Origin of the sequence: Fredinandcohnia quinoae, assembly GCF_022427965.1 — a bacterium.
Classification (GTDB): domain Bacteria; phylum Bacillota; class Bacilli; order Bacillales; family Bacillaceae_L; genus Ferdinandcohnia; species Ferdinandcohnia quinoae.
The window spans coordinates 53,221-75,820 of the sequence record NZ_JAKTTI010000002.1; the positions used below are offsets into that span (position 1 = coordinate 53,221).

Here is a 22,600-nt window from a genome sequence, read left to right on the forward strand (position 1 = left end):
CCCTTCTATTTTCCTTCTCCTGTTTTTACTTCAGAGGAATTGTTAATCATCGTGTAATGATCTGGCCCATCTAACTTTCTTTCAAGATATCTTAAAATAAAGGAGACTGATATTGTCATTATTAAATAAATCATACATGCGATAAAAAACGATTCAAAATATCGATAATTATTTCCTGCGATTGATTTTGTTTGGAAATATAGTTCCGTAACAGAAATTACATTTAAGACTGAGGTGTCTTTTATATTTATGATCAGTTGGTTACTAGTAGCTGGTAAAATATTTCGAATCACCTGTGGTAATACAACATGAAACATTGTTTGAAAATGATTCATTCCAATTGCTTGTGCAGCTTCAAATTGCCCCTTGTCAATTGAGACAACTCCACCACGAACATATTCAGCCATATATGCCCCAGTATTGACAGATACAATAAAGATAGCTGCATAAAGTCTGTCCATATCAAAACCAAACGCTAGTGCTGAACCATAAAAAATAACCATTGCTTGTACGATCATCGGGGTACCGCGGAAAAATTCAATATAAATAGTAAGAATGGCATTAACCAGTTTAAGAATCACTTTTTTCAAACCACGTTCTGGCACGGGTATAGTACGAATCACTCCGATTATTAATCCAATAAGTGCGCCAATAATGGTTCCTACTAGAGCAATTAAAAGTGTTACACCTGCACCACGAAGGAACATTGGCCAGTTTTCTGAGAGTATTGTTAGTATCCATTCTAAGCTCATCGTCGTTCCTCCTTATTGTCTAAGCTGTCTAGCTCTTTTCTTTAGTTTGCTGCAGGTTGATTTTTAATGGCATTATCCATGATTTCTGTACGTTCTTCTTCCGAAATTCCAGCTAAGATCTCATTTATTTTTTCTGTTAGCTTGCTTCCTTTTTCAATACCTACTGCGATTGCGGTATCATCATCTGATGTTTCGAATCCATCTGTAAATTCAACCATTGCAAAGTTATCATTTGCCGCTGAAGCACTAACACCTTCTGGTCGTTCAGAGACATATCCATCAATAACTCCTGATTCAAGCGCAACTCTCATTGCAGGGAAATTATCCATTGCTGTCTGTTTTTCAACATCATTAATTTGGTCGATAACTGTATAGTGAAAAGTGTTTAATTGAGCAGTAATTTTTGCTCCTTTGAAATCTTGGATTGAAGTTGCATTATCATAATTTCCACCTTTTTTAACAACCATGACTAGATTAGATTTATAGTAATTATCGGAGAAATCAATTGTCTTTTTACGCTTTTCTGTTGGTGACATACCAGCGATAATAGCATCAATTTTACCTGAAGTTAATGACGGTACAAGCCCATCCCATTCAGTCTTCACAATAACTAATTCTTTCCCTAATCCATCCGCAATTCTCTTCGCAATTTCCACATCATAACCACCTGCATATTCTGCGTTGCCATCTATTTTTACAGCACCATTTGAATCATCCATTTGAGTCCAGTTAAATGGAGCATAACCAGCTTCAAGACCTACAGTAAAAGTTTCTTTCTCAGGCTTTTCAGATGCTCCAGATGTCCCTGCATCATTCGCCCCCTTTGTACCACAACCTGCTAATAGAATAATAACTGATAGTGACAATGCTAAAAATATTGTTACGTTCTTTCTCATCATAATTTCTCTCCCTTTTATTTATTTTGCTAGAATAATCAGGCAAATTATACAATAAAAAATAGACCTGAGATGAACTCAGGTCTATGTATGTATAGATGCCCTAAATCCCTCTTCTTTTCCCAAAATGAGATAGCACAACTCAATAAACCGGGTGTTTATTGAGACAGTTCTGCAGCTCTTAACTACAGACCCAGCAAGTAATACTGAGAATATTACTAACTTCGGCGACATTCCCTTCTCCCTAGCATCACTGCTTCTCAAGCTCCACTAAGGACTGTTAAATATCGCGCCTCTACCTCACTTGCTAAAAGTGAGGTCTTATTAAATTATATTAAAATATTACAATATCATTTTTATGATGTCAACTTGGTAAAAATCTCCTCTGTTAATGGCTCACAATTGAAACCGTAGTTTGTAAGGTAATATTATTGTATAACCATTCAACATCTGCGTTATGCATCCGAATGCAGCCTAAACTAATATGTTTCCCGATAGAGGATGGATCATTTGTTCCATGGATTCCATATTTAGTTCCACCCGTACCAGGTACATTAAGACCAAGCCACCGACTACCTAATGGATTTTTTGGATCTCCCCCTGGAATACCTTTCGTACTGTACCACGGGTTTTTAATCTTATTAACTATTTTAAAACTTCCTTCTGGGGTTGTTGAAGCATTTTTACCTGTCCCTACTGAGAAGGTTTTTATCATTTTATTATCTTTATAGACAATAAGTTGATTTGTCTTTTTATTAATAACGATGTTAACTTCTTTTTTCCCCGTTGCATTTTCCCCCACTACTTGTGTTTCCCGCTCTTGCTTAGGGAGTTCTTCATTTTTTAGTAATGAAGCAGGGTTGGGAATTCGAAGCTTAGTACCGAATTTAACATTATTCAAATCCTTAATCCCATTAAAACTAGCTAAAGATCGAATATAATCAGAAGTCCCATAATATTTTTTACTAATACTGATTAATGTTTCTCCCTTTTTTACATGATGAAAAAACATAAAATCAGGATTAGGAATCGTAAGCTTCATTCCAGCTTTTAATTCCTTTTCGGGATTTTTCAAACCATTTATACTAGCTAGTTTTTTTTGCTGGTTACTATTTGAAAAATAGATCATTGTGATACTATATAGGGTTTCCCCTGGTTTTACTTTATGTATAATGGCATTTTCGGCTTTTACCTTTTCGACTATATTTATTTTAGTTTCTACTATCTCCTTATCCTCAATGTTATTAATGGAGGAGATTTCTTCCTTTTGTTCGATTTGTACAATTTTTTGATTCTCACCTTTTACTTTTTCTTTATGTTCCACACGCTTTAATTCCAGAGGTTCCTTATTGCTCATCACATGTATGTCATTAGGTTTACTCTCTGAATAAAAAATAGGAACAAGTACCATTAAACTTGCAATAATTAATAGACTCGTAATTAACATTACGGAAAATCGAAGTTTTTTCTTTCTTCTTTTGTGCCGATAAGCACGTGATATGAATTTATTTTGGTCATTACTTCCATTCGACATCAATCTTCCCCCTACACAATCGATATGCAAAAGCACACCAAGTATAGCGCATATTTCGAGCCGAATATACAAATAATGACAAAAATAGGACCAATGAAATTGAAAAATACTTCTTAATATCCATTAAGCAGTATTGCTTTCATTAAAGCCAAACCATAATTACCTATATGTGCCTATTCCTTTGCTCCCTATCAACAAAAACGTACTAAAGAAAAAGGATGGACAGGCAGCAGGTCCCATATGAAAACTTACTGTTAGGTACACCTGGATATATGGGGACAGGTCTCTCTCCCCACTTTTGTTATATTTAATTCTACATTGAATAAGATGACTAGGCTGTTTGAACGAGTTTCCCAATTTGCTATTTTTATTCCAGCCCAAGCTATCACGTTAAATGTTTCATTTTTTGTAATTGCATACGTCGATTGAATAGACTAGGGTACGATAAAAAACCTAGCATAATGCTAGTAACAGCTGCAGTTGTTAATAATAGAAATAGAATAAGCAGTTGAAATTGTACTGCTTGGATTGGGTTTGCTCCTGCAATGATTTGACCACTCATCATTCCTGGCAACTGGACAAGCCCAATCGTTTTCTGGCTTTCAATTGTCGGTATCATGCTTGCCTTAATTGAAGTTATTAATTGTGTATGTATTGCTTGTTTTGGAGTTCCTCCAAGGGAGAGAATAAGCTCAGTCTGATCTTGATGCGCTTCTGTCTCTGCAATAAATCGATTAAGAAATAGTATCGCAAGGACCATGGAGTTTCCCAGAACCATTCCACTTAATGGTATAATATATTGAGCAGTAGGTGGGGTAATTTTGAAGCCAAGTAACACACCTTGAGTTAGAACTTCTATCAGGATGAATGTAACAGCAATCTTCCAGGTGATCCCTTTTATCGATGCCCCTTTTTTCCGTGCATTTTGAGTAGCTGCACCGATCATCACTGTCACCATTAGAAAAATATAGATTATGCTTTCTGATTCGAATACAAATTTCAGCAAGTACCCAACAACAAATAATTGGATAATCGAGCGTATCACCGCGATTACTGTGTCCTTTTCAAGCCCAAGCTTAAAAGTTTTAGACAGTAGAATTGGAATAAGAACGAAAATTAATGAAATAGATAATGCTGCCGTACTCATCCTAATTGCCCCTTTACAAATTTCCTCACTCTCTCATTTTTAGGTGAAAGTAGCAAATTACTTTCTCCTACCTCTACAACTGTTCCATCCATCATCACCCAAGTATACGCACCAATATTGAGAGCTTGTTGTAAATTATGAGTAATCCATATAATCGCTACACCATACTTACGATTAATTTTAACAATTAAAGCTTCAATCTCTGCTTGAGATACGCGATCCAGTGCAGAGGTAATTTCATCAAGCAGTAATATTCTCGGTCGATTCACTAGTGTCCTTGCTATCGATACCTTTTGCCGCTGTCCGCCTGACAATTCTTTACTATTCCTTTTCAGAAATTCCCCTGATAAGCCGACATCATTTAATAATTCCTTTGCATTCTGTGTGGATAATTTTTTCCCTTGAAGCACTAATGGAAGCTCTAAATTATCCAGTACACTGCCACTAATCATTGGTGCACTTTGAAGAGCAATTCCAACAGATCTTCGTAATTCCACAGGTTCATACTCATTAATTCGCTTATCTTTAATATAAATTTCTCCAGATTGATAAGAAAGCAGCCCATTACATAGTTTAAGTAATGTTGTCTTTCCAGCGCCCGATGGCCCCACCAGGGTAGTAATCTCACCTGCATAAAAGGAACCTGTAATATTCTTTAAAATATGTACATCCCCACTAAAATAATTTACTTGATTTAACTGAATTGCTGTTTTGAAGCTAGAAACCAAACGATCACATCCTTATTGACTAGAGACATTGAAAACTATTTATATTTTAGCAAAAAAAGTAGTAGGCAACTCAAATAAGTTCCTACTACTTTTTGAACAGATAAATCCTACAGTTTTAAAGTCCAGCCAAATGGATCTGTTATGTTTCCATATTGTATCCCGGTTAATGTATCATATAGTTTTTTTGATAATCGGCCGATCTTGCCATCGTTAATTATTAACTTCTCGTTTTTCCATAAGAATTCACCAATCGGTGAGATGACAGCGGCTGTTCCTGTACCGAATGCCTCTTCAAGATGACCGTCAATAGATGCCTGCCTGATTTCATCCATTGTAATTTTTCTTTCCACAACACGTATATCCCAATGTTCTAGCAATTCAATGATTGACTTTCTAGTAATACCTTCTAGAATACTTCCATTTAATTCTGGCGTAATGATTTCACCATTTATTTTGAAGAAGATGTTCATACTTCCAACCTCTTCAATGTATTTCTTTTCTTTCCCATCCAACCAAAGTACTTGAGAATATCCATTTTGCTCAGCAATCTCAGAAGCTTTTAAACTACCTGCATAGTTACCGGCGGTTTTTGCGTTCCCAGTTCCACCAGCAACAGCACGAACATAATCATTTTCGACTGCGATTTTTACTGGATTAATACCTTCCTTATAGTATGCACCTACTGGAGATAGAATAATCATAAATTGATAGGCTTTAGATGGTGAAACTCCTAGATATGGTTCAGTGGCAATCATATAAGGTCGAATATAAAGGGAAGTCCCTTCTTCCGTTGGAATCCATTCTCTCTCAAGTGAGACTAATTGTTGCAAAGCACTTAGAGCTAATTCCTCATCAATTTGTGGCATACACAAACGGTCATTTGATCGATTCAATCTTTTCATATTTTGATCAGGACGGAATAATAAAATTTGCTCATTTTTAGTATGGTATGCCTTTAAGCCTTCAAATACTGACTGCCCATAATGAAAAACGGTTGCTGCAGGATCTAGAGTAATTGGTTGATATGGTACAATTCTAGGATCATGCCAGCCTTTTTCAACTGAATAATTCCAAATAAACATATGATCTGTGAAGTTTCTTCCAAATTCGAGTCTATCAAATGCCGGTTTTTTCTTCATTGTCGTACATAATGTAATATCAATATTGAGTTCCTTCATGGTCTTTTCCCCTATCTTTTTTAATGTTGCCTTACCATCGATTGATTGCATGCTCACAAAAAGCAACCATATCTTTTATCTCGATTATTTTTCCATCATCTAAAATTACCTGTCCATTAAATCTACCGAATACCTGATGGCACCGGTTATTTACCCAGAGGAGCTTTGTTTCTGTATAGTTGTCGTAAATAGGTGTAAACTCCATTTCAAACCTTCCATCATCACTCGAAAAATATTTCTTTGCCATGTACCCGTTCTCAGAAAGATTGAAGTATACTTGATTAATTTTATGAGCCGTTCCGTCATAAAACAGCATGTTCTCAGTTGCAGCCTCTGTATTTCCAAATCCATAGCCAATATTGAATCCAAATCGTTTACCGTCTACAAGACAGCTCCCATTCCCCCAATACCAGTTATGTTGAAATGGCCATACACCTCTGCCCCAGTCAAGTAACCCAAAAGATGTACTAGAATCAAAGATATATTCCTTATCATCAATTCTAGCAATACCTCTAGCAGGCATACAATTAATTTTATGATTATAGTAAAAGTAAGACGGATCCTCATCAAATGGTGTTGCAATTACTAGAGAGGATAAATCAGGTTGTTCTAAAGTAATATCAATATTCATCTTCTGTGCTTTTTCCCCACTTGATTTTACTTGTAGTCTACGGCTTCCATTAAAAACTTCAAATTTCATAATGAAGTCTTTTCTATGAAACATTAAATCTCCCTGTTCGGCAGATTGGGGCATATGTAGCCGGTTAAATGGTAAGGCTAGCATTTTTGTTATGCTATATTTTTTCCCTGTCTCAAACTCAAATAAATTAGCAGAAATGCTACCAGCATATGAAACATGTCCAATTGTTAGTTGTAAGCAAACCTTATCATTTGATATTTGATAGAAGTCCCATTCTTTAACTCGCCAAGGTGGTGCTTTAATTTTTTCTCGGTTATACGTTAATACACCTTTTTTAGAGTATCCCCTTTGTAATAGGGTCCCTTCATTACTAAGTAAATTACCTGGTTCATGTATCTCTTTTTGAATCATACTCCCACTTCCCCTCTCTTAATGAGTAATTCGAGCTTTTGTATATTTATTAGCAGGAATAAGTGGTAATAATGTAAATAATGTTATTACTGCAGAAACTAAAAATAATGATTCGTTAGGAACCATACCAGATACACCATCTATAACCATGTGAATCCCATATCGATTAATAACTATATTCGAAATTAGAGGGCCAATGACCATCGGCAAGCACACCGCAAAAACCATTTTAACTCCTTCAAACTGTCCTCTTTGTTGTTCAGGAAATAAGTTCTTCACCCAGGCAGTTATCGTCTGAATCATTAAGACGTAGCCAACTCCAGCTCCGAAAATACCTATTAATAAAATGACTAAATTTGATGAGGTGGCAATAAGAAGTAGACCAATAATATTTGCTATTACTGCAAACAAAATAATAGGAGTTGTTTTCCCTTTATTAATAGATTTGGCTACAGGAATTGTTAAGAAGATTGCTGCAACAAGACCAATTCCCTGCAGAGCACCAGACACTGAATAACTCATATTAAGATAATTATTTAAATAGATTGTTATATAAGGAAAATATACATTGAATCCGATAAAATATACACAATTAATGATAAAGACCCAAAATAGTTCTTTATTCTCAAGAACCGTTTTAATATTAAAAACCTCAGCAAATTGATGCCAGTAACCATGTTTATTTTTCCTTGCCTTAAGGTTTGGATGATCATTCAAGGTGAACAGTGTTAAAACACCCACTAAAGATACGATAGTTCCCATAACGATAAAGAATGGAAAAAAGTCAAAACGATCAACGATTATTCCAGATACGACTGCTCCAAAAATAGTAGCAAGAACCGGCATTGCTGCAAATGCTCCACCAAGTTTGCCTCGATTACTAGGATTCGAAATATCAGTTGTCCATGGGTTATACCCTGCATCATATCCAGTTGAACCGAAGAAACTCATCACTGCATCGGCTGCCACAATAAACACGATCGCCACAATCAACGGATCTTTAGGAAGAAATTCCGTTGCACCGAAGGCAATTGTAAAAATCCCCCAACAAATAAACCCGATTGCTATAAATGGCTTTCTCCTTCCAATCCGATCACTCCAGGTGCCAATGATAAAAGTAGTCAATGTTGATACGATAGCGGTAATACCAACCATCCAAGAAATAATTGAAGGATCTTTTGCGATTTTGTCGTATACAAAAGTGTTAAACCATGAGTTTTCAATGTTCCAGCATATTTGTCCAGCCATCCCGAGAACCCAAATTAACGTCCAATCTTTCCTCGATATTTGATTTTGCATACTTACTCATATCTCCCCTCAAATATGAATTACTTTTCTATAAATCTATTTTTCAAAAGAGGGTAGACTATTTATTTTTGAATCAATGCAGGATTGATTCAAATCATTCATTAAATCTACGTCCATTTTGATGATTTCCCTATCATATGTAAGTAAGCCATTTACCTCTTCCTCAACATCTGTAAGTTGGGTGTACACAGCAGCTGAAACACCTTGATATATCAATGGCTTTAACTGATAATCAATCAAGGATTTATATGCAGCAAATAATGTAGGTTTTGTCTTAAACTTTCGATAACCAAAACTTCTTTCTTCATCCCATACATGGTCTTTTTCATGGTAGCTATAACCACCATATTCGGATATAACGACTGAACGATCATTTATATGGCGAGGCATTGTTAACTTTCGGAAATAGATGTGTATACTCTTGATGTCACCAATCCGTTGGTCATGCCAACCACTTGCATGATCCACACATCGAGATGGGTCATAATTTCTAACCCAATCTGCGATTTCAGCAGCATCAAATTGCCCCCAGGCTTCATTAAATGGAACCCACATCCCGATACTCGGAACATTATAGAGCGCATCAATCATTTCTTTTAATTCCTTTTTGAAATTATCACGATTTTCTTTCTGCACCCTTCCAAGTGCTTTATATTTATCATCTTTAACTTTAAGACTCCTAAAAAGATTCGGTAAGATAAAATGATGAAGATGATTCCAACCACCACCGCCATTAATCATATCCTGCCATACAATTATTCCAAGACGGTCACAGTGGTAGTACCATCTTGCAGGCTCAACTTTAATATGCTTACGAATCATGTTAAAACCAAGCTTTTTCGCAATTTCTACATCAAACTTAAGTGCTTCATCTGTTGGAGCTGTGTATAACCCATCAGGCCAGTAGCCTTGGTCTAGAATTCCATTCTGAAACAATGGGTTATTATTTAAAAATAAACGTTTCACTCCTGCCGAATCTCTTTCAACACTAAATTTACGCATTCCAAAATAGCTTTTTACTTCGTCAATAATTAGTCCATTTCCAACTAATTGAACAGCTATATCATAGAGGTATGGTGTATCCGGACTCCAAAATTTTGGATTTGGAATTTTTAAGTTTATGTTATCAGTATGACTTCCTTTTTCTATTACTAGTTTATTACCATCCTCAAAAACAATTGCCTCAATTTCGAGATTATGTATTTTCCCTTCAATCTCTACGTGTAAGAGAAGTTCACTTTCATCAATATTTGGAGTCATACGAATCGATTTTATGTATTGCTTTGGAACTGGTTCAATCCAAATCGTTTGCCAGATTCCCGATACTGCGGTATAAAATAAACCTTTTGGATGTAGCGTTTGTTTCCCTCTTTCATGACCATTCGAATCAGTTGGATCCCAGACACTTATAATAATTTCATTTTCACACTCGATGGAATATTCAGTTATTTCAAAAGAAAATGGATAATAACCTCCTGTATGCTCCCCCACCTTATGCTTATTAATCCATACTTCTGCTTTCCAATCTACTGCCCCAAAATGTAAAAGTAGTTTCTGATTCTTCCATTCATTTGGTATTTGAAATGTTTTTCGATACCATAGTTTTTCATTTGGTTTCAAAGGTTTTTTTACCCCTGAGAGACTTGATTCGACAGGGAATGGGACTAGAATTTCTCCATCATACTCTTGAACCTCATTCACAGCTTCCTCTCTAATCGCATATTCCCATAAACCATTCAAATTTAACCAATTTTCTCTCACCATCTGAGGGCGTGGATACTCCGGTAATGCTGAGGCTGGCTTCACTTCTTTTGCCCATCTAGTCATTAAGCCTCCCTCAACTGGCTTCCACTCCATCTTATTTTTAGATATCATAGCAAGCCTCCTCTAAACTTAATTTATTATAGCACTTTTCGACTAATTTCAGTATATTCTGACTCACAAAAGAAAAATAATAGGAAAAGAGGACAAGCTCTTTTCCCATTTCACCATTTCTAATATTTATGCATATCAACTACCATTCGACCTTGTATTTTTCCTGCTTCCATCTCTTCAAAAATATCATTCACCTCATGTAAGCATCTTGTTTCGACAATTGGAACTACCTTACCTTCAGCACCGAATTGAAATGCTTCTTCTAAATCTTTTCGAGTACCAACAAGAGATCCAACAACTTGAATTCCGTCCAACACTGTCTTAATAATCTCTAAGTCCATTGTTTCAGGTGGTAATCCAACCGCAACAACTTTAGATGTTGCACGAACAGAGTTAACTGCTTGATTGAAGGCTATCTTTGAAACAGCAGTTACAACCGCAGCATGTGCTCCACCAACTTTTTCTTGAATCCATTCACCTGCATCCCCGTCAGTTAATGGATTACATACAAGATCCGCACCAACCTCCTTCGCAAGTTCCAATTTATCATTATTAATATCGATAGCAATAACCTTCGCATTAAATACATTTTTTGCATATTGAATGGCTAGATTTCCTAATCCACCACAGCCATAGATTGCAATCCATTGTCCTGGCTTAATATCAGATACTTTTATCGCCTTATAACAGGTTACACCAGCACACGTAATACTACTTGCTTGGGCAGGATCTAATCCTTCTGGTACTTTAACCGCATAGTCTGCTGCTACGATACACTGTTCAGCCATTGCACCATCAACAGAAAAGCCTGCATTTTTAACATTTCTGCAAAATGTTTCTCTACCAGTTAAACAATATTCACACGTTCCACAACCTTCAAAAAACCACGCTATACTTACACGATCCCCAACTTTTAAACTTGTTACATCTTCAGCAATTTCTCTCACAATTCCAATTCCTTCATGACCAGGAATTCGACCAGGTACAGGACCAAAGTCACCCTTTGCAACATGCAAATCGGTATGACAAACACCACAATATTCTACGTCAACTAAAGCTTGACCTGATTTTAATTTTGGCAATTCTACTTCTACAATATCTACTTTTCCGGGATTTTTTGAACTAACTACTGCAGCTTTCATGATAAATCCTCCTCTGATATTTGTTTGTGAAGTATTTCACAATTTGATTATATTCTCCTATACTTATAAAAACAATCTGGTTCATTTAATTGTCATAAATTTTGTTTTTAAATATAACAAATTTGTTAACTACTAATAACCTATTAAATTGAAAAACAGCTTGGGAAAGAAGTATTTCCATAAATTAGGGTTGTTGGCCGGATTAATTAAAAAACCCGCCGGATTATTATGCGAATCGGCCGGATTAACCTCAAATCTCGCCGAATTAACTGCCGAATCGGCCGGATTATCTTCAAATCCCGCCGGATACCATATTTTGAAGGCAGATAGTAACTCATGAAACCACCGAATGACTAGAAATATACCTCAATTAGCCTGAGAAAAAGTATTTTACGCATAAAAGTAACCGAACCAATTCATACTTGCTATCTGAATTAGTTCGGCTACTTATTTAATAGTTATGAAAGTAATGAAATGCTCAGTCAAAATACTTCACTTACCGTGGCCTCAGCCTCTTGAAATATTTTTCCTATAATTTAAAACGACTAATTAACTCTTGTAGTTCTTCTGCCATATTCGCTAATGCACTAGCAGATGTCGCAATTTCCTCCATTGATGCTAATTGTTCTTCAGTTGATGCTGATACCTCTTGAGTTCCAGATGCAGTTTCGTCTGACACTTCGGAGATAAATTGTACGGACTTCACAATTTGTTCTGCACCAGCAGACATTTGCTGAACTGCAGCTGAGACATCCTGTATTTGTGATGTTACATCACTTACAGAATACTCGATTTGTCCAAAGGATTTACCAGCAGTATTCACAACGTTTATACCGGACATAACCTCATTAGATGCCGATTCCATCAATTGAACTGATTTATTGGTTTCTTCCTGTATCACAGAAATTAATTGTGAGATTTCATGAGCTGAATCAGCAGATTGTTCAGCTAACTTACGAACTTCATCTGCAACTACGGCAAATCCAAGTCCATGCTCTCCTGCTCGAGCTGCTTCAATGGCTGCATTTAAAGCTAATAAATTGGTTTGACCAGCTATTCCAGTAATGACTTCAATAATTTGACCGATTTCTCCTGAGCGAACACCTAATCCCTTAATCACTTCTGATAAACTATTAAAGGTTTGATTAATAGAATTCATTTGTTCAATTGCTGTTTGTATCGATTGACCACCTTCTGAAGCCCTAATAGTTGCTTCGATTGCAGTTTCAGACACAGCTTGTGCACTATTCGCAATTTGCTGAACCCCAATTGACATTTCCGTTATAGCTTGAGATGTTTCTTCAACACTTAAGACCTGCTTATCAACACCAATAGCTACCGTCTGCATGGTTTCTGCTATTTGTTTTGTTGCATCATTAGATTGGCCTGCACTTGCAGTTAGTTGTTCCGCTGAAGCCGCCACATGTTCTGCATTTGAACCAACTTGTCGGATGATATCACGAAGACTTCTAGACATTTGATTATACGAATTAGCTAACTCACCAATTTCATCTTTATTTTTTATATTAATTTCATCTACAGTTAAATCACCTGATGAAATTTTTACTGCAGAATTGGCAATTGCTATCAACGGTTTCGAAATTATACGCCCCATATATGTAGCTATGATAATACCTATTAAAATAGCTGCCACACCTAATGCAAGTACTATTAAAATGACTGATTTCACCTTTGCTGTTGTATCAGCACTACCCATATCTAATAAATTTTGTTGAAATTCGGTAAGTTCAAGAATCTTGTCATCGAATTTTTTTACAAGACTGCGTCCTGTTGAAGATATTAATTTTGTATATTCATCTGTTTTTTCCTCGTGTTTAAGTTGAAATGCTTCTTGGGAAAATTGATAATATTCTTCCTGAATTTGATTCAGTTCTGTTAATAAGTCTTTAGCTTCTGAATGTGTGATTATATCACCTAAGCTCTTACTAGATTTCAAGTATTTTTCGTGTGCATCATTAAAACTAGCTAATGCAGTTTCATCCCCTAAAATTAAAAAACCACGTAAGCCTACTTGTTCTGCCTTTACAGCAACATCCAATTCTTTAATGATTAAAAGTTTTTCAACCTTGTCATCTATTAAATTACTATACGTATTATCAACGGATTTAATCTGAATGTAACTTAGTAAAACCGTAGCGATTAAAACTAATAATACCCCAGAAAAGCCTGCAAGTAGTTTCTTACTAATTGTCATTTTCATGGTAAGCCTCCAATTCCCTAACTTATATTAGAACGGTATCTGCACCGCAATTTATTATTCTAATATAATTATAGGGTATGGAGGTCTTTCTTCATGTGAACTTAATCACAGCCAAAATATAAGGAGGAACATTATCAATATCTAGATGCCAAGCTTAATCAATTGGATACGATATTACTATCCATGGATAATGCACGTTTTACTATGTGGTGATAACCGAAGAAAAAAGTATATGCAGTTAGTGGTACTGAAAATAAGAAAAGCAAAATGGGGTGTAGCTGATATAAGAAATAATAGATAAATGCAGTAGCTCCTGCTAATGGAATTGTAAAATGAATAAAGCCAATTGCAATAAACAATGTTTTTTTGATTGACGAAAAGAAAGGTATTGTAAAATGAATAGTATCTGAAAAGAAATGCATCGTCCAAGTAAATAGAAAAACTGTAAGAATTGTATACATATAGAAAAGTGCTGATCCAAACTCTATTGTTGCAAGTCTTACATTCATAATCCACAAGAACCAAATAATTCCGAAGAATAGCCCACCTACCATACTTCTAACGTAATTCTCTTTATAGAACCTCCAAAAGTTTGGCAACAAGCGCCCACTCTCATCATTTTTTATCCATAATCTCATGATTGCAAATAATGCCGAGGTTGCTGGAAATGTAAAGAATGGAAGTAATATCACAATTGCTAATAACAAGACATACGCGTCTTGCACCGATTTAACAAAGAATAGACTTATGACAAGATAAATAACTGGAAGATTAAAAACCATCCACACAATATTAGACATCATAAATTTCATAATCCATTCTGATATGTCATATAACTTACTAAAAATACCAGTAAGTTCCATAATAAATCCTCCTAAATTGAATTATAACCAACGAAGGGCATACATTTAAGTACACCCTTCGTATTTCATTTCTAGCATCTAATTTTCTAGCTTTTATTTCTTCCCAAGCTTTTTAAGATTAGCTTGCCATTTTTCAGTTTGCCATTTTAATACGTCACTATATCCAGCCGCTTCTGCATCTTTAGATGCTTGTGCTAGGATTTGTTCAACCTCTTCATCACTCTTGGCATTTACTGCATTTGCTATAGTAGCTAATGAAATTTCTTTAATTTGCTGATCCGCTTCACCTTCAGGCGTATCAGGCATAGGAACGATACCATAGTATTCAGTTGTGTCCAATTGAGTATTCCATAGTAATTTTTGTTGCCAGTACGTTGTCCAACTCATTTGATCCTCGTCTAGTGTTAATTCAAATTTCGCCTTAGCACTATCTAGGAAATTCGAGTTACCATGCCACTGGAAGTTAATAGTGTCAGTTTCAACTTTTGCTAATCCTTCTTTATCAGTTACATATGCATCTGTAAAGTTCGGGAATCCTTCACTATCAAAGCCTTCCCAATATTTGCCCTCTGGACCGAATATCATCATTGTATTTCCTTCAGGACCAGTTAACCAGTCTAGGAAAGCAAATACTTTTTCTGGATCTTCTGCATCAGTTGTAATAACACTTACGTTCCATCCTAACATTTCGTATGCACCAGGATGAATTTTATTTCGATCAAGTCCTTCTTTTGCAATTGGCTCGATAAAGATATAACCATCATCTGGATTTTTGCTCTTTAAGTATGCATGCCCATCTTTACCTAAGTCTGTTGGACTTGCTGATGCATATACAGCAATACGTCCGCTTGTTACCTTTTCAGTAACCATATCACGGTCTTGTGTTAAAGCATCCGATGACATTAATCCTTCACGGAATAATTTACTTGAGAACTTCAATGACTCAATATAGTTTTCATTATCGAATAAAGATGTTAATTCATCGCCTTGAGCAACAGAACGATATTTAATATCTTTTGGTGTTCTTCCTTCAGCAAATGCTGAATAGATTACTTCAATTCCACCATAGTCAACATCTGTTTCAAAAGGAATTACATTTGGATACTTTTCTTTTACTAATTTCAAATAAGCATATAAATCCTCAGGTGTTTTAAGTTCTGGTGAACCAAGGTCCTCATAGATTCCTTTGTTCACTAACCAACCTGCATTACCAAATGGCTTAGAGTTATACCAGTTCGGGAATTGGTATAGCTTTCCATCTTCTGAACGAAGCATATTTAACGCATCTTCAGTTAACCAATCTCTTAGATTTGTGTACTTATCCATATATTGATCTAAAGGAACTAGTTTGCCTGCCTGTCTTAATTTTTCAACATCTGCACCTTTTTCAGTCCAGATGAAATCTGGTAGGTCATTACCTGCTATCATTGTGCTAAGTTTTGCTTTAGCGTCTCCACCACTATCAATAGCAGTAACGTTAACCTTTGTCTTTTCTTTAATTGCAGCTGTTGCGATATCATCGCCCCATTTTGGCATTGTATACCAATCATAGTTACCAAACATCGTAATTTCTAGTGGTTCAGATCCTAGCACAAATGACTCACTATTCTTTGGATCTTCTTCTTTTACTGGATCCTTTTTTCCGCTATCCCCGTCTACCTTTTCTTTTGAACATGCTGCCAATACACCAAAAGTCAGAAGCAGGATCACAGCGAACAACCAAAACTTCTTATTTCCCTTCATTTCTTTTCCCCCTCGCTTTTTAAGGTTTTGCATTTTTCAAAAAATGAAAAATACATTTTTTCATATATTTAAAGCAAAAATGCTCTAAACCAAATTAAGTTCTACTCTTTCAACGAACCGATTAAGACACCTTTAACGAAGTACTTCTGAACAAATGGATATACGCAAATAATTGGTAGTGTAGCAACCATCATAATTGCCATCGATAATGATTTACTTGTTATCGTTGCAGCTTTCATCATATGGGCTGCTGCACCGGCATCAAGTTGTCCTAATGCTGAGGTTACAGTATTAGAATTTAATACTTGTTTCAACAAAGTTTGGATTGGAATTAAATCTGGGTTATTAATATAGATACTTGGGTAAAACCAATCATTCCAGTGAAAAATAGCTGTAAATAATGCTAAAGTTGCAATAACTGGACCTGATAATGGTAGTACTATTCTTAAAAATGTTGCCCAATATCCACACCCATCGATTTTAGCTGATTCCTCAAGTCCAGCAGGAAGTTGTTGGAAAAACGTTCGGAATATGATCATATTCCATACAGATATTAATGTTGGGATGATCATTACCCAGAATGTATCCATAAGTCCAAGACCACGAATAACTAGGAATGTTGGGATTAACCCACCACTGAAGAACATTGTGATTAAGCAATAAATCATAATTTTATTTCGTCCAATTAGCTCTTTCTTAGATAATCCATAACCAAGAAGAGCGGTTAAAAATACAGATAATACTGTTCCGACTATAGTTCTTGACACTGATACTATAAATGCATTCATCAATCGTTTGTCCTGAAAAACAACTTCATAATTTTCTAATGTAAATACACGTGGCCATATAGTAATTCCACCGAGCATCGTATCCTTCCCAGAATTAAATGATATAACCAATGCATTCCAAAACGGATAAAATGCTGAAAGTGCTAATAGAGTCAAAAATGAATAGATGAAGACCATCATTAATTTGTCGTTAAAACTCAACTTATTCAAAGTGATTTACCCCACTCTCTGCCCATACTTACCATAAGCTATTACCTGTCCTTCTTGCGAGATAGTTTGCCAAAGTAAGTAACCCAATACTGATAACTGCTTTAAATAATCCGATTGCAGTTGCATATGAATACATAGATCTAGTAATACCCTCCCTGTATACATATGTATCAAGTACTTCTGACACGTTACGCAATACATAACTATCACCTAAAAGTAATAGGTCCTCAAATCCGGCATTTAGTAGGTTTCCAATTTCCAAGATGAAGAAAATCACGATAATAGGCATAATTGATGGAAGGGTAATTAAGAAAATTTGTTGGAATTTACTTGCTCCGTCCAGTGATGCTGCTTCATACATTTGTTGGTCAATCCCAGCAATTGCAGCTAAATAAACGATAGATGAAAATCCAATTGACTTCCAAAGATTGGTGGTCACAATAACTGACCAAAAGTATTCAGACTTAGTCAAAAAATTAATTGGTTCATCAATGATACCTAATTTCTCTAGTAATATATTCAAACTCCCATTATCTGCTGATAGTATAGACATTGTAAAACCGGCAACAATTACCCATGATAAAAAGTGTGGTAAATACGTAATTGTTTGCACAACCCTTTTAAATACCATCTTCCTTACTTCATTCAGCATTAATGCCAACAAAATTGGTGCAGGGAAGCAAATTAAAATTTTCAATCCACTTATAACTAAAGTATTTCTTATCACTTCAAAAAACTTCGGATCATTAAAGAACTTTTGAAAGTTTGCAAAACCTACCCATTGACTTTCAAAAATACCCTTAAATATATCGTACTTTTGGAAGGCCATAACAATTCCATACATTGGCAGGTAGTTAAAAAGTAAGATAATAATTATTCCTGGGATAACCATCAACTGAAGATCGAACTGTTTAAAGTATCTTCTGATTGTACTATCCCTTTTAATTTGTGGTGTGGGTATAATTTGGTTTGGTTTATTTCGTGCTAATTCACTCATAGAATCCCCCTCTCTATGTCTCTATTAATTTTGTACCCGCTTACAATGATTCTTAAAATCAACTACTTGTTCCAGAGCTATTTTAATAGCTCTGGAATAACAAGTAGACAAACTGGTTGGTTAACAGAATACCTTCTATCCATTTCTGTTGGTACATAATCGTCAGGGATTTTCATAACCTCAATCGAATTAGAATGTTGATTGGCAACTAATAAAAACTTACCATTCGGTACAATTGCAAAATTTCGCGGCCACTCTCCCATCGTGGATGTATTTCCTATGAGCTTTAACTGTCCATCATTTAATATCTCAAATGTTGCAATACTATGATGACCACGATTCGATACATACAAATGTGTTCCAGTTGGTGAGATGTGGATGTCAGCACAGTAGTTACTGCCATCAAACTCTTCTGTTAAAGTTCCAATCGTTTGGATAAGCTGAAGCGATTCTCCCCCTTCATCATATGCAAAAACCGATAATGAAGAATTTAACTCATGAACAACATAGATATTATGTCTTTCAGGATGAACCACTAGATGCCTTGGACCAGATCCAGCAGGTATTGTAACCTCTTCTACCAACTGGAATTTACAAGTCTGTAATTGTAATTCATATACGTAGAGCAGATCTGTCCCCAAATCAGTAACAATGAATTTATTAGTGTTTGGAATATTAACAATCGCGTGCGGATGTGATTGCTCTTGGTGCTTTTCTACAATACTTGAACCGGTATAGTACTTCACATCTGATAATGGTGCAATACTCCCATCCTCTTGGAGAGGGAAAATATTAATGCTCCCTCCTCCGTAGTTCACAGCAAACAAGCAACCATCGTTTGTTTCTAAACTAATGTAGCAAGGGTGTGATCCTTGCGTTTTTTGCCGATTCATTTCTACTAACTGGCCACTACCTAAATCCAGCCCGTATGATACGACCTCACCTTGCTCAACTTCACTAACGGAATAAAGTCTATTATTTGCTCGATTTATCGTTAGAAATGAAGGATTTTCAATTCCTGTTGTGGAACCAATCTTCATTAAACTGCCTTCTTCGGAATCAAATTTTAAGATTTCTATTGCTTGCTCATCATTCGCCCCGTATGATCCGACTACTACGTAATAATATCTACTATGAGTAAGATTTACTTCCATTATGTCACCTCGTCTGACTAATGCTGCATATTATGAAATTGGTAGGACGTGGAAGAATACATTAGGTGATGCCATTCGATAATAGTAGCTACACCAGCCAATTCCTTCTGCTGGATGTTGACTATAAAAAAGCCTTGTTTCTTCAAGTTCTTCAATCTGATCGATATGTCCACCTACAAAGTCGATAATTCTTTTAATAACCGTATTAAGTCTCGCTTCTGCTCCACCATAACGAATATCAATTACTTCCCAACCAAAGGGTTTATTTATTTTGAACCATTGTTCACGATGTGCTTGATGCAGTGCCTTCAATTTTTGGATAATCACTTGAATATCTGTTGTTGCAATGTGCCGAAGTTCTGAAAGATTTCGTTGATCATATGCTTTTTTAAGCTTTAGACCGATTTCTGACTTCACACTTAATAGTGAAGCAAGCTTTTCAGGAACTTCAAAAATATAATCAAGAGTGTATTCACTATTTCTTTGCTCTTTGATTCGATTTTCTAACTCTAAATAATGTGATCCTATTTCCAGTCCTTCAATATGTTTGTCAAATAATCCAAGTAACACATCTTGCCACAATAGGAATTTCGAAGGATTGGTTTGAACCTTATGTTCAGTTGAAACACCTGGAGTTTCATCTAAATCGCTTAATAAAAGAAAGGATTCTTCATCTATTCCCGTACAAAACTTAACTCGTCTCTTCAATTTCTCTCGGTCTAACTCTTTTGCATATGCATGCTCAGCATACATTTGTAATCCGAGAAGTGCAGTTAAAACATTATTTTCATAACCATCATCTCCCCATAAGGTTACAAAGACATCTCTAACTCCTTCCTTTTTACATGCTTTTAGTGCAGCATCTGTTGCTCGCAGTGATAGACTATAATTTGTTCCAAAGCTATTCCAGACCCAAATTCCACCTGCAAATGCTGGTGTCAATCCAAAGGCTTTATGTTTTTGGATCATTTGAATGTACTCTTCTTCTTTTGAATGAAAATAATTCCAATACATAAATTGCACATTTTTCGGAGTTTTTTCTATCATATATTCTGGTATTTCAGTTTCCAGATTGTAGTGGTCAATTCCTGATGATGAAGCCATTTTAATAAACATATCGCTCCACATCATTGGCTTTAGATCATGCCTTTCAACGATTTCCAATACTTTTTCTAGATGTTTCGTCATTAGTTCAAAAAGACTCTTATATCCATTTTCCGTTAAATAATTGCCTCTTCCAACCTCTTCTGCTTCATCCATACCAATGTGAATACGGCTACTTCGAAATGGCTTGGAAGCAGAGGTAATCATTTTTTCGATAAATGTATATGTTTCTTCATTTTCAAGGAGTAGTGCTCCTCTTGTATCGCGGAGATGTTTGACCGCATCCCATTTTAAAAATTCCTCCAGATGTGCCAACGTTTGAATACATGGAATCATTTCGATACCAAATAAATAACCATAATCATCAATCTCTTTTAATTCTTTTTCTGTATACCTTCCTCTCATATAGCCAAAGTATGGTTCATCTTTTATCTCGTATGTATCTTCCATGTAGAGCATCGCTGAATCGAGACCCATTAAAGCGAGCTTTCGAATCATCATTTTAAATGTCTTTATATTCATGACTGCATTTCGAGATAAGTCAAACATCGGTCCTACTGTCTCAAATTGAGGGCTCTCCTCTATGGCAAATTCCTTGCTATTTGAGAGATGTTCAATTAATAAACCGAATGCACGAAAGAAGTGAATTGTTTTATGATAATGGATATGACCTACACCATTTTTAAAATAAACCTGTAATCCTATATTTGAATGCTGTTCTATATTTATTGGAATACCGTTCTCACCTAATGTAAACCTGAGATCTTCTTTTAACGCCTCAATCCCGGGCATAAGTGATTCAATATCCCCATTCAATGTCAACTTCAAATCCTGGCTCCTCCTCTAAAAAATTTCTTTTTTATTCCTTTATTGTTTTACTTTACTTTTGAATTACTTTATCCCATTATAAAAATAACAATTTGTAAATGCTTTCATTCTTTTGCTCATTTATAGTACGTTCTTGCTCTTTTTAAAAATTTAGAAAATAAGGAGGCTATCATGGACCGCTCATTATACGAAAAACCCTTGTACACTGATTCAACATTTCCAATTCGGATCTCTTATGAACAGCACAGAAACAACCGTGTCTTATTTCAAAACCATTGGCATGAACAGCTAGAGTTTTTATACATCATTGAAGGACGAGCACATATTCGAATTAATTCTGAAACCTATGAGGCTGTCCCTCAGGATTTATTTATTTTTAATAGTAATGATCTACATTATGGTGAAGGTATAAGTAATAACGTCTCTTATTACTGCATGATTGTCGAACCTTCAGTTTTGCATAATAATTTTATCGAAGACTATCAAACATCAACTGCACTTGAGCGCTATTCAAGTAGCTATATTCTACTTAATCGCCATATAAAAAATGATACTGTTATCAACTCCTTTATGAAAAATATGATGAATGAACAACAAAAAAAAGAGCCTGGTTATGAGCTCTTTGTAAAATCTATTGTTCACCAGCTGATTGGTTATTTAATTCGAAATCATGATAGTAAGTCATTGTCCTCACAAAAATATAATATGAGATTACGAAATTTAAATCGATTAAATAAAGTAATTGAATATATTGATGAGAATTATAATGAACAGCATTCTGTCGAAGAAATGGCCCAACTTGCAAATCTAAGTACCTATTATTTTTGTCGTCTATTTAAATCTGCAACGGGCAAAAGCCTTGTTCAATACATCAACGACCTTCGAATCGAAAAGGCCCATTACCTATTAATGAATACAGACATGAACATTACAGAAATCGCCCTACAAACCGGCTTCACCAATGTCAACTACTTCAGTCGCTATTACAAAAATACTAAACACATCTCCCCCTCATCAATGAGAAAAGAATAATAGAAATTGGGCAAGAATCTAAAGATGGACAAATTAGTTCAAAGGAGCT

The 22,600-nt window shown here is 35.5% G+C and carries 18 protein-coding genes and 1 riboswitch; of the genes, 1 reads left to right on the top strand and 17 read right to left on the bottom strand.

Translation table 11 applies throughout. The features are described 5' to 3' along the window. Positions 1–5 precede the first annotated feature (5 nt). The 17 genes from MJG50_RS02140 to MJG50_RS02220 all read right to left on the bottom strand — a co-directional run bounded on the left by MJG50_RS02140 (position 6) and on the right by MJG50_RS02220 (position 21,519). Complete coding sequence (locus tag MJG50_RS02140) at positions 6–752, bottom strand: amino acid ABC transporter permease (RefSeq protein ID WP_240252369.1); 747 nt, start codon at positions 750–752, stop codon at positions 6–8. A 41-nt stretch (positions 753–793) separates the two neighbouring features. Continuing rightward, positions 794–1,648 (bottom strand): transporter substrate-binding domain-containing protein, encoded by an 855-nt coding sequence (locus tag MJG50_RS02145; RefSeq protein WP_240252370.1) that lies wholly within the window; start codon positions 1,646–1,648, stop codon positions 794–796. Positions 1,649–1,773: 125 nt separating this feature from the next. Continuing rightward, a riboswitch (Lysine riboswitch) is annotated at positions 1,774–1,954 on the bottom strand. A gap of 82 nt (positions 1,955–2,036) precedes the next feature. Continuing rightward, a complete protein-coding gene (locus MJG50_RS02150; RefSeq protein WP_240252371.1) occupies positions 2,037–3,182 on the bottom strand; it encodes a L,D-transpeptidase family protein in 1,146 nt (381 codons plus the stop codon). Positions 3,183–3,567: 385 nt separating this feature from the next. Next, on the bottom strand, positions 3,568–4,329 hold the full coding sequence (locus MJG50_RS02155; protein WP_240252372.1) for an ABC transporter permease: 762 nt from the start codon (positions 4,327–4,329) through the stop codon (positions 3,568–3,570). Next, a complete protein-coding gene (locus MJG50_RS02160) occupies positions 4,326–5,057 on the bottom strand; it encodes an ABC transporter ATP-binding protein (protein ID WP_275695463.1) in 732 nt (243 codons plus the stop codon). The genes MJG50_RS02155 and MJG50_RS02160 overlap by 4 nt, the downstream gene beginning before the upstream one ends. Before the next feature lie 107 nt (positions 5,058–5,164). Beyond that, complete coding sequence (locus MJG50_RS02165) at positions 5,165–6,235, bottom strand: branched-chain amino acid aminotransferase (protein WP_240252373.1); 1,071 nt, start codon at positions 6,233–6,235, stop codon at positions 5,165–5,167. Positions 6,236–6,266: 31 nt separating this feature from the next. Continuing rightward, positions 6,267–7,286, bottom strand: a complete 1,020-nt coding sequence (locus tag MJG50_RS02170; RefSeq protein WP_240252374.1) for a DUF2804 domain-containing protein — start codon at positions 7,284–7,286, stop codon at positions 6,267–6,269. Between the two features lie 18 nt (positions 7,287–7,304). Then, a complete protein-coding gene (locus MJG50_RS02175) occupies positions 7,305–8,585 on the bottom strand; it encodes an MFS transporter (RefSeq protein ID WP_240252375.1) in 1,281 nt (426 codons plus the stop codon). 45 nt (positions 8,586–8,630) lie between these two features. Beyond that, entirely contained in the window at positions 8,631–10,469 is a 1,839-nt protein-coding gene (locus MJG50_RS02180) for a glycoside hydrolase family 2 protein (protein ID WP_240252376.1), read from the bottom strand. Positions 10,470–10,588: 119 nt separating this feature from the next. Then, entirely contained in the window at positions 10,589–11,611 is a 1,023-nt protein-coding gene (adhP, locus tag MJG50_RS02185; protein ID WP_240252377.1) for an alcohol dehydrogenase AdhP, read from the bottom strand. A gap of 529 nt (positions 11,612–12,140) precedes the next feature. Beyond that, on the bottom strand, positions 12,141–13,832 hold the full coding sequence (locus MJG50_RS02190) for a methyl-accepting chemotaxis protein (protein ID WP_240252378.1): 1,692 nt from the start codon (positions 13,830–13,832) through the stop codon (positions 12,141–12,143). Between the two features lie 158 nt (positions 13,833–13,990). Next, positions 13,991–14,695 (bottom strand): YesL family protein, encoded by a 705-nt coding sequence (locus MJG50_RS02195; RefSeq protein ID WP_240252379.1) that lies wholly within the window; start codon positions 14,693–14,695, stop codon positions 13,991–13,993. A 93-nt stretch (positions 14,696–14,788) separates the two neighbouring features. Next, positions 14,789–16,438, bottom strand: coding sequence for an extracellular solute-binding protein (locus tag MJG50_RS02200; protein WP_240252380.1), 1,650 nt, complete (start codon positions 16,436–16,438; stop codon positions 14,789–14,791). A 101-nt stretch (positions 16,439–16,539) separates the two neighbouring features. Further along, on the bottom strand, positions 16,540–17,436 hold the full coding sequence (locus MJG50_RS02205; RefSeq protein WP_240252381.1) for a carbohydrate ABC transporter permease: 897 nt from the start codon (positions 17,434–17,436) through the stop codon (positions 16,540–16,542). 28 nt (positions 17,437–17,464) lie between these two features. Next, positions 17,465–18,433, bottom strand: a complete 969-nt coding sequence (locus tag MJG50_RS02210; RefSeq protein ID WP_240252382.1) for an ABC transporter permease — start codon at positions 18,431–18,433, stop codon at positions 17,465–17,467. 77 nt (positions 18,434–18,510) lie between these two features. After that, positions 18,511–19,587, bottom strand: a complete 1,077-nt coding sequence (locus tag MJG50_RS02215; RefSeq protein WP_240252383.1) for a lactonase family protein — start codon at positions 19,585–19,587, stop codon at positions 18,511–18,513. A 30-nt stretch (positions 19,588–19,617) separates the two neighbouring features. Continuing rightward, positions 19,618–21,519: a beta-N-acetylhexosaminidase gene (locus MJG50_RS02220; RefSeq protein WP_240252384.1), complete on the bottom strand. Its 1,902-nt coding sequence runs from the start codon at positions 21,517–21,519 to the stop codon at positions 19,618–19,620. A gap of 171 nt (positions 21,520–21,690) precedes the next feature. Here MJG50_RS02220 and MJG50_RS02225 point away from each other — a divergent pair, with 171 nt between their 5' ends. Next, positions 21,691–22,551: an AraC family transcriptional regulator gene (locus MJG50_RS02225; RefSeq protein WP_240252385.1), complete on the top strand. Its 861-nt coding sequence runs from the start codon at positions 21,691–21,693 to the stop codon at positions 22,549–22,551. The last annotated feature ends 49 nt before the right edge of the window (positions 22,552–22,600 follow it).